The following is a 9778-nucleotide window of genomic DNA, read 5'->3' as shown; positions in this document are numbered from 1 at the left end:
CCAGCACCCGCTGGAGCTGGCGCAGCCGGCGTGCTGTCTCGCGCGACGCGGGGTCCGCCGGATCCAGGTTGCCGATGATGCGGGCGAAGAACGCGTCCGCGGCCACCACTTCGAAGGGCCGTCCCGCCAGCGGTGCCAGCGGCGGATTGTTCGGGACGAAGAGGTCCGTCCGCCCATCGTGTTCGTCGGAAAGGAAGGAGACCACCGCTTCCGGCGTGACATCCGTCACGCCCGCGTCCGCATCGGCGACGAAGATGAAGCGGGCATCACTCTCACTGAGGAACAGCAGGCCCTGGGTGATCCGCTCCACCTGCCGCTGGAGTCGCGCCAGCTCACGCTCCTGTCTCGGCGTGGCCACCGCCTGTTCCACGGACGTCAACGTCACGCGCTCCCCCTCGGCGGTGCTCCCACAACCCAAGGCCACCAGCGAGAACGCCAACATCCCGAGACGCTTCAGTCCAGCTTGCACGAGACACCTCCACCGGGTGGAACCCCGGAAGAAGTGCTGGTGACTGGCACCGCTACCGACCATGGCGACCCGGTGCCAGTGGAAGCGACCTGTCCGAATCCGAAAGGAGCGGGCTGCCCCTGTTCACGTCGGAGTCCTGGCGACAACAGGCGGCGTCACTCCCGGTAGAGGTGCCGCCGGAGGAAGCCGAGTGTCCGGCTCATGGCATCGTTCCAATCCTGCTCCCGCATCGTGTGGTCCGACTCCGGGTACTCGTAGTGCTCGACGTGTGAGCCCAGATGGGGATGGTGCTCCCAGATATTCCGTGCGAAGTCGCGGGCCCAGTGCGGCGGGACGACGCTGTCGCGGCCCGCGTTCACCAGGAACAGCGGGTGGCGTGCGCAGTCCCACGGGCGGTGCACCGGCGCGTGGTGCATCAACTCGCGAATTTCATCGGTGATGGGCCCCTCCCGGGGCGTCCAGTCCGGAGAGCCGAGGATCGACACGGTGGCCTGGACCCGCGAATCCTGGGCCGCCACGGTCAGCGCCGTGTACGCGCCGAACGAGATGCCGGCGAGCCCGATGGGCCAGTGCCCCTCGGAGACCACGTGGTCGATGACCCGTGAGACATCGTGGGCGGCCTCGCGGACGGCGTGCAGCAGGCGGGCATGGGACTCGGGCGGACCGAGCCGCGCCATCTCATCGAGCCACCCATCGCGCCGGGCCCCGTGGTGCGGGGCGTCCACCCCGACGGCGCTCAAGCCCCACTTCGCGAGCGCATCCAACTCCCAGCGCTGGCCGTCGGCGTTCGCGCCGAGCCCATGCAGCATGATGACCGCCGGACCCGGCCGGGGCTCGTAGTGCAGCTTGAGCACGGGGATGCGTCCATCCACGAAGAACCGGTATTCGTCGGGCATGGCGAGAGTCTAGCGGGAGAGACAGACATCCCCGCTACGGGTTCGTGCCGCCTCGACAACCGTCCGGGGGGCACTTGCAGATCTTCTCGCTGTTCGTGGGACCGATGGGCTCACAGAGCTTGTAGGGCGGGAGGCAATTCGCGACGGTGCTACAGCGCGGCACGCACAGCTTCTCGTCTGGATGGCAGAGCTCGGACTCCAGACAGTCCCTGTCCACCGAGCACCGCAGGTCATACTCACTCTTCCCGCAGGCCGTCAGCATCATGCCCGTCACGCTCAGCGCGACGAGCCACCACGCCCTCTTGCGAAGCTGCATTCTCGATTTCCTCAGGTCCCCGGCGGCTTGCGCGGAAGGTCCACGGTGAGCACGGCCTGCATCAGGTCCACCAGGCCGGGCCAGGCCTCGGCCGACAGCCACAATCCCTCCGCCACATGCTCGGCGTTCACCACCAGGGAGGAGGACTCGAAGAGACGCGCCGCCACCACGCCCTCCTTCGGCAGCGCCCCCGCCACCGTGAAGCGCTGCCCGTCCCAGCCCAGCCCCGGGGGCAGCACCTGCTCCAGCAGGGTGCGCAGCGCGGCCTTCCCGCCACCCACGCGCATCACGCCCTGCACCAGCGCGGACGCCATCCTGGACTCCTCCAGGTCCACCCGGCCCGGAGTGCGCAGCGTCAGGTGGTAGCGGCCCGAGGCGAACTCCAGCCGCTCCAGGGCCACCTCCACGCGCAGCTTCCACCCGGAGACGCCCACCCTCACGTCATACACCCGCGGCAGGTTGGCCCACTCTCCCAGGGTGAGCGGGCGCACGTCGCGCAGCACCCGCCGGGTGAGCGCCTCCACCCGCGCGTGCGACAGCCGCACCCGCTTGCGGCCCACGTCCACCGCCACCTCCCCGGAGAGCCCCGACGGCAGCTTCCCCACCCACTCTCTCGCACTGTCCCACCACCGCGAAGGACCGGCCATCTCAGTTCCCTCCTGGCACCCGGGCCCCTATCTGGCCCCGTGCATCGTCCGGATTCAAGCAAGACGTCGGCCCCCGGACGCTTACCCTCGGAGTCATTTCGGGGAGGCTCGACGGGCGGGGTGTGCACCCTGGCCCCGTGTGCTTAGATGTGACCCCAAGCATGACGACCGGTTCCCCAGAAGGTCCCCCTCCGCAGTGGCTCGAGGTCCACCGGACGGTGCTCTCCACGCTCGAAGCGCTGGCCTCGTCCACCGGGTGGATCGCCACCGCCGCCAATGTCGGCATCGAGCCCATCTTCGAGCGCGTGCTCCAGCAGGTCTGTGAGCCCCGGGGGCTGACCCCCGAGGCCTACATCGCGCTCATCACCAAGGAGCTGTCGCTGCGAGCGGAGGTCCAGTCGAGGCTCGGGCGCCTGATGGAGCACCCGGCGCTCGTGAAGATGCGCCGCGAGGCCCACCGCCGGGAGGCCGAGCACCAGCTCCACGTCCTGCGCTACGTCATGTCGGGCCACGAGCCGCCCGAGTGGGTGTGGAGCACGATCGACGAGAACCAGCAGCTCCAGCTCCGCGACGCCGAGGAGTCCGGCGAGGAGCGGGATCCGGTGCTCCTGCCCCGGGTGGAGCGGGCGCTCCAGAAGCTGACCTCGGGCGGTGACGCCTACGGCAAGTGCGAGGACTGCGGCTCCTCCATCCTCCTGGAGCGCCTCCAGATCGTCCCGTGGGCGGAGTGCTGTGCCTCGTGCCAGCGCAAGCGCGAGGGCACCGCGGACACCCAGCCCGAGCCCCAGGTCTCCGTCGTCTACTTCTGAGGGGGAGCTGTCGTGACGAAGAAGAGCAAGGGCCCGCCGTTCATCAAGTTCGAGCTTCCCAAGTTCCTCAAGAAGGGCACCGGAAAGCCCTCCGAGAAGCCTGAGAAGCCCGAGAAGTCCAAGCCCACCGACAGGTTGACGACCCTGGCGGTGGGCGAGGAAAACGGCCGGAGCGACCAGTAGCTACGGCGCGAGACCGTCCATGATGGCCTTGAGCTCCTGCATGGACTCCAGGGCCTCGGCGCGGTTGGGCGCGTAGCGGGCCGTGGTGGGCCAGGCCGTGCCGTAGCACCAACCAAAGCTGTTGGTGACGCACTCGTAGGTGACGGTGGTCTCCTCGAGGGTGACGCCCACCGCGTGGTTGCGCATCAGCCAGGACTTGCGCAGCTCCCCCGTGGAGTTGACGATGCTGTTGTACGTGCTCGTCCCCGAGGCATAGCCCGCCTGGCTGGCGCTGGCGCCGAGCACCTGGGCCTCGGTCAGCGTGGAGTGGATGGAGGCCGAGGTGTTCTGCACCGTGGCCATGCTGAAGTTGGGCACCTGGACGCCGGAGATGCCCACCTGCCACGCGCGGCCGCTCGGGCACACCTCCAGGGGGCCGATGCGCGCATCCCCCGTGGTGTAGTTGCAGTTGGAGTACGGGAAGGGGTTGGGCAGGTCGAGCACGCCCTCCTTGAGGGACCACCACGCCACGCGCGCGGCCTTGGTGAGGCGCTCGTTGCGCGTCCCCAGGAGCTTCGGCACGGTGTACGTGCCAATCCACCGCACCCACTTCTCCTGGGTGGCGTTGAGCTGGTAGCCGTTCACCCAGAGCCCGGCGATCACGTTCCAGTAGTCCCCGTGCGTCCAGCCCACGGTGCCCTGGTAGTCCACCTGGTAGAAGCCATTGCTCGGGGTGGCGTTGAGCACGGTGGCCGTCTTCCCATAGGGGACCGTCACGAGGGCGCCGTAGGTCGTCCCGGGCCCGGAGCGCACGTTGACGCCGTCCGTGGCCGAGACCTGCACGGTGGAGCCGCGCGAGGCCCCGCTGATGACCGCCGCGGTATTCGTCTCCAGCTCACCCGCGGGAACCGACGGGGTTTCGTCCAGCTCCGGGCCACAGGCGGCCAGCGCGGTGGCGAGAAGGAAGGGCAACAGCGAACGGAAGCCTGAAACCTTCAAGGGGTGACTCCTTGCGAGGGGGGACCACCCCATGGCGACGGGCGGCCTCCCCGCTCTATCACAGGTTTTCCCGGATAGAGCAGGATTCACGGGCTTTGTGGTTTTCTGGACTCCGCTCAAGCGCTGGCGCGCAGCACCTTGAGGGCCTCGCGGAAGAGGGCCTGGAAGGCGGCCTCGGCGCCGAGCCGCTCGCTGGCGGACTCCGCGGCCTTCTCCGCCTGGGGCTGTTTGTAGCCGAGGTTGATGAGCGCCGAGATGAGGTCCGCCTGGTGGCTCGACTCGGGCATCGCCGGCTTCGCCTGGGCGGCCACCTGCTCCAGGTGCAGCGTCTTCACCTTGTCCTTGAGCTCCAACACGAGCCGCTCGGCGGTCTTCTTCCCCACCCCGTGAATCTTGGTGAGGCGGGCCACCTCGCCCCGTCCGAGCGCGGCCACCAGCTCCGGCAGCTCCATGCCGGAGAGCACCGCGAGCGCGAGCCTCGGGCCCACGTGGGACACCGAGTTGAGCAGGAGGAACAGCTCCTCCTCGCCTCGCGAGAGGAAGCCGAACAGCTCGAAGGCGTCCTCGCGCACCACGGTGCGGATGCGCACCTGCACGGGCTCGCCCTCGGGGGGCAGCCGCCCCAGCGTCAGCGAGGAGAAGGACACGCGGTAGCCCACCCCGCCCACGTCGATGATGGCCTCGTCGAGACTCTTCTCCTGCACGATGCCACGCAGTGCCGCGATCATCTCGCCTCCGGTCGCCGGTAGGACGGCGCCAGCCTGTCGGCCAGTTGCGCCTGCGCCGACTTGCGGCGCGACTTCGACACCTTGCCCGCCATGGCCGGCAGGCCGGCACGGCTGTGGTTCAGGTGGCACAGCGCCACCGCGAGCGCGTCGCTGGCGTCGGCGCGCTCGATTTCCTCCAGCTCGAGGAAGGTGCACACCATGCGCATCACCGCGTCCTTGTCGGCCGCGCCGCCCGCGCCCACCGAGCGCTTCACCTTGGCGGGCGGGTACTCGTGGACGGCCAGCCCCACCTGGGCGGCGGCCAGCAGCGCCACCCCCCGGGCGTGCCCGAGGATGAGGGCACTGCGCGCGTTGCGGAAGGTGAACACACCCTCCACCGCCACCGCCTGGGGCTTGTAGAGCTTCAGGGCCGTCAGCAGCGAGTCGTGCAGCTCCTTGAGCCGCAGCTCCAGCGAATCATCGGCGTCCACCTTGATGACGCCATGCCCCACATGGACCAGCCGACCGCGCCGCTCCTCCACCACGCCATACCCCATGAAGCGGCTGCCGGGGTCGATGCCTAGGACGCGCAAATGCCTCTCCGAGAACAACGGAACAGGGGTTCAGCCCGCCCTATAACGCGCGGGCCGCCTCCGTGTCGATGCCCGCCCGCCCTACTACGCGGAGAGCGAGTCCATCAGGGCGTCGTCCATCTCGAAGTTGGCGTGGACGTTCTGCACGTCGTCGTTGTCCTCGAGCAGCTCCATCAGCTTGAGCATCTTCTTGGCGTTGTCGCCCTCGACCCGGACGGTGTTCTGCGGGATGTACGTCCACTTCTGCTCGCTCAGCTTCAGGCCCGCCGACTCCAGGCTGGAGCCCACCGCGTGCAGGTCGACCGGGGCGGTGCGCACCTCGAAGCCGTCCTCGCCGTGGTTGATGACGTCCTCGGCGCCGGCCTCGATGGCCTTCTCCATGACCTGGTCCTCGGTGGGACCGGGCTTGAGGGTGATGACGCCCTTCTTGTGGAACATCCAGTTCACCGAGCCTTCGGCGCCCAGGTTGCCCCCACCCGTGGATAGGGCGGAGCGCACTTCACTCGCGGTCCGGTTGCGGTTGTCGGTGAGGCACTCCACGAGCATGGCCACGCCCCCGGGGCCATAGCCCTCGTAGACGATCTCCTCGTAGGCCTCGCCCTCCAGCTCGCCGGTGCCCTTCTTGATGGCGCGCTGGATGGTGTCGTTGGGCATGTTCGCATCGCGCGCCGCGGCGATGGCCACGCGCAGCCGGGCGTTCCCGTCGGGATTGCCCCCCCCCAGCCTCGCGGAGACGGTGATCTCCTTGATCACCTTGCTGTAGAGCCTGCCCTTGCTCGCCCCCACCACGGCCTTGTACCGCTTGAGCTTCGACCATCGGTTGTGACCGGACACGGGAAGTGACCTCCTGGATGTCGCGCCTTCTGCCTCGGACGAGGCAGCGGAGTCAAACAAACACCCAGGTCCTCCCCTGCCCTCCGGACAGCTCAAGCCGCGCGGGACGGGCTCTCGGCCTCGAAGGCCTCGGAGAAGGGCTCCTCCTCCTCACCCTCGGAGGTGAGCACCGGCTCGAAGAAGGGCGGGATGACGGCCGGCGGCGGCTCGCGCTCGGCGATGAGGTTGGCCGGCACCAGCACGCCCTGCGCGTACAGGCACGTCACGACTTCCAGGGTGGTGACCTCGGAGAGGCTGCACTCCAGCAGGGCGATGTGCACGGTGCGCTGGCCGTCGAAGAGGCGGATGACACGGCTCACGTCATCGGGGAGCGACTTGAGTACGTCCGCCAGCCGCTTGAAGTCCACGGTGAGGCGCGCGGACAGGGGGATGCCCCGCGAGCACAGGGCGGCGAAGCGCTCGGCGGCCGGCAGGAGCAGCGAGGCGTAGATCTTCAGGTTGAGGACGGGCTTGCTGTCGTCGGCGAGCGCCTCCCCGAAGGAGACGGCGTAGGCGCCCGAGCCGAAGAAGAGCAGACGGCGGATGGCGGTCAGGCCGCGCTCGCCCTCGAAGGAGGCGTCCACCACATGGCCCTGACGGAAGGTGAGCCAGCCCTCGTTGTCGCGCAGATCGATGCGGCCGGTGCGCGAGCCGCACAGCAGCGAGTGGACGACCTGGGGGAGGGGCAAGCGGACCGAGTGGGCCTCGTAGGCGGGAGCGGAGGTGCTGCGGCCGGCCTTGAGGCGGGCGAGGGACACCACCACCTCGGAGGGCAGGGGCAGCGGAAGGTAGTCGTCGGCGCGGACGGCTTCGGCGCGCTCGCGGTGGTCGGGCGCCTCGTGGCGCGACAGGAGGTAGACGGGGAGGTGCTCGGTACGGGCCTCGGCGCGCAGCCGCTCGCAGAAGGAGAAGCCGTCCAGGCCCGCATCGCTGGACTCGACGTTGGCGATGACGAGGTGCGGCAGGGGGTTGCCCGGAGCGAGCTCGCCGAGCACGTCCTCGATGGAGGGGGCGGCGACCACCTCGAAGCCGGCGCTGACGAGGCCCAGGGCCAGCGCGGAGCGCACGTCCTTGTCGGACTCGACGAGCAGGACGCGGGGGCGGAAACGGGTGGAGCGCCGCCGGGGGCTGACATCAGCGAAGGCGGACGAGGAGGCGGGCTCGAGGACTGTGGCGCGAGGTGTACTGGCGGCCATGGGAGAGACTCCTGGAGCGGAGGTCCTTGGATGGGGACCCCGGTGTTCACCAACCGTGAAAAACTACAACATTCAGGGAAAGAAGACTACCACGGAACGATGGGTAATCCTGGCTATACCCGAGAAGAGCGTAGCACTGGAACCCAAGGGCTTGAAATTGTTGGGTAAGCAGCAACCAGAGCGGCAATGAAACGCTCGACGGGTCGGGGGGCGAGGCGGCAGAGTGGGCGGCCTATGACGCGACTGATGCTGGTGTGGGTGCTGGTTCCGCTGGTGGCGGTGGCCCAGGAGGCGCAGCCCGAGGCGGCGGAAGCGGCGAGGCTGGAGACGAAGCGGCGGAGCTTCGGCGCGGTGGTGGCGCCCGCGGCGATGCCGGACGGGGCGACGGCGGTGGCCGGGTGGGTGGGAGTGCCGGAGGTGGGGGTGGCGTACCGGCAGGGAATCGTGGGTTGGGAGCTGGGGGTGAAGGCCCGGTTCGACTACTTGCGGCTGGCGGTGACGGGCGAGGCGGTAGCGAGGCGGCAGGTGTGGACGAGCGGGGCGTGGGCGGTGGCACCAGAACTGGGGTTGGGGCTGACGGGGGACACGGGGAGCCGGTACTTCGACGAGAAGAACTTCCCGGGGCTGTTCCTCAGGGTGGATCCGGGGCTGGTGGCCACGTGGCGGGTGGTGGAGACGGTGGCGGTGGTGGGGCTGGTGGAGGCGCCGTTCGACCTGGGGCTGAACCCCTCGGGGACGTGGCGCTTCAAGCCGATGGCGGGCGGAGGCGCGGAGATCTACCTGGGCGAGGACCTGTCGGTGCTGGCGGTGGGCGAGCTGGGGGTGGACGCGTTCAAGGAGCTGCGCGGAGTGCCGCAGACGCGCCTGGGCTACGGTGTGCGCCTGGGCCTGGGCGTGAGACTCTTCTGAGCCCCTCCCCTCCTGCTCCGAAGGTCCTCTCGGTCCTGGCGCTGCGCAAACAGTACGGCGCCGCCGTGGCCGTCGACGGCCTCTCGTTCGACGTGGGCCGCCAGGAGATCGTCGGGCTCCTGGGGCCCAACGGCGCCGGGAAGACCACGACGATCAACATGATCCTCGGCGTCCTCGAGCCCAGCTCGGGGAGCATCCACGTCGAGGGCGTGGACCTGGCGAAGCACCGCGCCCAGGCGCTCACGCGGACCAACTTCGCCGCCGTCTACGCGCCCCTGCCCGGCAACCTGACCGTGTGGCAGAACCTGCGCGTCTTCGGCCTCATCTACGGCGTGAAGGGGCTCTCGGAGCGCATCGAGGAGCTGCTCACGCAGTTCGACCTCCAGAAGTTCCGCGACACGAAGTGCGGCGTGCTCTCCTCGGGTGAGCAGACGCGGGTGGCCCTGGCCAAGGCCCTGCTCAACCGTCCGCAACTGCTCCTCCTCGACGAGCCGACGGCCTCGTTGGATCCCTCGACGGCGCGCGACCTCCGCACGCGGATCCGCGAGTCCGTCACGCAGGGCACCGGTGGAGTGCTCTGGACCTCGCACAACATGTACGAGGTGGAGGAGGTCTGCGACCGGGTGCTCTTCGTCTCGCGAGGGAAGATCCTGCTCGAGGGCGACCCGAGGACCCTGCCGCGCGAGCACGGCAAGGCGACGCTGGAGGAGCTGTTCATCACCGTGGCGCGGGAGCCGCTCGCGCTGGAACGAGGCTGAGCCCCATGACCCCGCACCGCGTCGGCGCCATCGTCCTCCGTCAGCTCTACCTCCTGCGCGGCAGCCCCGCGCGCGTCTTCCCGCTCTTCGCGTGGGTCGCCATCGACATCGTGCTGTGGGGCTTCCTCACCCGCTACCTCAACACCGTTTCCGGATCCGGCCTCGACTTCGTCCCCACGCTCCTGGGAGCGGTGCTCCTCTGGGACTTCTTGAGCCGGGTCATGCACGGCGTGGCGATGGCGTTCTTCGAGGACGTCTGGTCGCGCAACTTCCTCAACTTCTTCGCGACGCCGCTCTCCACCTCGGAGTACCTCGGCGGGCTCGTGCTCACGAGCATCCTGACGAGCTCGGTGGGGCTCCTGGTGATGATCATCGTGGCGAGCGCGGCGTTCGGCCTGTCCCTGTTCAGCTACGGCCTGCTGATCGTGCCGTTCCTGCTCGTGC

Annotated in this window: 13 protein-coding genes and 1 pseudogene; 5 read left to right on the top strand and 9 right to left on the bottom strand. The window is 69.2% G+C overall.

Features of this window, described 5'->3' with window-relative positions:
- From VF794_RS36920 to VF794_RS36905, 4 genes are all read right to left on the bottom strand, one after another.
- A partial coding sequence (locus VF794_RS36920) for a nuclease A inhibitor family protein (protein ID WP_331117912.1) occupies positions 1-469 on the bottom strand: 469 nt, incomplete at its 3' end.
- 155 nt (positions 470-624) lie between these two features.
- A complete protein-coding gene (locus VF794_RS36915; protein WP_331117910.1) occupies positions 625-1365 on the bottom strand; it encodes an alpha/beta hydrolase in 741 nt (246 codons plus the stop codon).
- Positions 1366-1399: 34 nt separating this feature from the next.
- Complete coding sequence (locus VF794_RS36910) at positions 1400-1681, bottom strand: hypothetical protein (protein ID WP_331117908.1); 282 nt, start codon at positions 1679-1681, stop codon at positions 1400-1402.
- A gap of 11 nt (positions 1682-1692) precedes the next feature.
- Positions 1693-2286 carry a hypothetical protein gene (locus tag VF794_RS36905; RefSeq protein ID WP_331117906.1) on the bottom strand — a complete coding sequence of 198 codons (594 nt, stop codon included), beginning with the start codon at positions 2284-2286 and terminating at the stop codon, positions 1693-1695.
- A gap of 203 nt (positions 2287-2489) precedes the next feature.
- Between VF794_RS36905 and VF794_RS36900 the strand changes: the two genes are divergently transcribed.
- Positions 2490-3137 (top strand): TraR/DksA family transcriptional regulator, encoded by a 648-nt coding sequence (locus VF794_RS36900; RefSeq protein WP_331117905.1) that lies wholly within the window; start codon positions 2490-2492, stop codon positions 3135-3137.
- Positions 3138-3149: 12 nt separating this feature from the next.
- Complete coding sequence (locus VF794_RS36895) at positions 3150-3320, top strand: hypothetical protein (RefSeq protein ID WP_331117903.1); 171 nt, start codon at positions 3150-3152, stop codon at positions 3318-3320.
- Here VF794_RS36895 and VF794_RS36890 read toward each other — a convergent pair whose 3' ends face one another.
- The 5 genes from VF794_RS36890 to VF794_RS36870 form a co-directional block, all read right to left on the bottom strand.
- Complete coding sequence (locus VF794_RS36890) at positions 3321-4298, bottom strand: SH3 domain-containing protein (RefSeq protein WP_331117901.1); 978 nt, start codon at positions 4296-4298, stop codon at positions 3321-3323.
- Between the two features lie 116 nt (positions 4299-4414).
- Complete coding sequence (gene ruvA, locus VF794_RS36885; protein ID WP_331117899.1) at positions 4415-5026, bottom strand: Holliday junction branch migration protein RuvA; 612 nt, start codon at positions 5024-5026, stop codon at positions 4415-4417.
- A complete protein-coding gene (gene ruvC, locus VF794_RS36880; RefSeq protein ID WP_331117897.1) occupies positions 5023-5598 on the bottom strand; it encodes a crossover junction endodeoxyribonuclease RuvC in 576 nt (191 codons plus the stop codon). Before ruvC ends, ruvA begins: the two co-directional genes overlap by 4 nt.
- An 84-nt stretch (positions 5599-5682) precedes the next feature.
- Positions 5683-6432 (bottom strand): YebC/PmpR family DNA-binding transcriptional regulator, encoded by a 750-nt coding sequence (locus VF794_RS36875; RefSeq protein ID WP_331117895.1) that lies wholly within the window; start codon positions 6430-6432, stop codon positions 5683-5685.
- 92 nt (positions 6433-6524) lie between these two features.
- The gene (locus tag VF794_RS36870) at positions 6525-7667 is read right to left on the bottom strand and encodes a response regulator (RefSeq protein ID WP_331117893.1); all 1143 of its coding nucleotides are present in this window, start codon (positions 7665-7667) and stop codon (positions 6525-6527) included.
- Between the two features lie 234 nt (positions 7668-7901).
- On the opposite strand from VF794_RS36870, the gene VF794_RS36865 reads away from it, so the two are divergent.
- The 3 genes and pseudogenes from VF794_RS36865 to VF794_RS36855 all read left to right on the top strand — a co-directional run.
- Positions 7902-8576 carry a hypothetical protein gene (locus VF794_RS36865; protein ID WP_331117891.1) on the top strand — a complete coding sequence of 225 codons (675 nt, stop codon included), beginning with the start codon at positions 7902-7904 and terminating at the stop codon, positions 8574-8576.
- A gap of 65 nt (positions 8577-8641) precedes the next feature.
- On the top strand, positions 8642-9334 hold the full coding sequence (locus VF794_RS36860) for an ABC transporter ATP-binding protein (RefSeq protein ID WP_331117889.1): 693 nt from the start codon (positions 8642-8644) through the stop codon (positions 9332-9334).
- Positions 9335-9339: 5 nt separating this feature from the next.
- A pseudogene (locus VF794_RS36855) lies at positions 9340-9778 on the top strand (ABC transporter permease); the annotation flags it as partial.

This window comes from Archangium sp. (genome assembly GCF_036389735.1).
GTDB lineage: Bacteria > Myxococcota > Myxococcia > Myxococcales > Myxococcaceae > Archangium.
This window is presented reverse-complemented; position numbering and strand designations above follow the sequence as displayed.

What these genes read in the sequence shown, in the direction of transcription:
- VF794_RS36900 (WP_331117905.1), top strand. Translation starts at nt 2,490, where the DNA reads ATGACGACCGGTTCCCCAGAAGGTCCCCCTCCGCAGTGGCTCGAGGTC.
- ruvA (WP_331117899.1), bottom strand. Translation starts at nt 5,026, where the DNA reads ATGATCGCGGCACTGCGTGGCATCGTGCAGGAGAAGAGTCTCGACGAG.
- VF794_RS36915 (WP_331117910.1), bottom strand. Translation starts at nt 1,365, where the DNA reads ATGCCCGACGAATACCGGTTCTTCGTGGATGGACGCATCCCCGTGCTC.
- VF794_RS36910 (WP_331117908.1), bottom strand. Translation starts at nt 1,681, where the DNA reads ATGCAGCTTCGCAAGAGGGCGTGGTGGCTCGTCGCGCTGAGCGTGACG.
- VF794_RS36870 (WP_331117893.1), bottom strand. Translation starts at nt 7,667, where the DNA reads ATGGCCGCCAGTACACCTCGCGCCACAGTCCTCGAGCCCGCCTCCTCG.
- VF794_RS36865 (WP_331117891.1), top strand. Translation starts at nt 7,902, where the DNA reads ATGACGCGACTGATGCTGGTGTGGGTGCTGGTTCCGCTGGTGGCGGTG.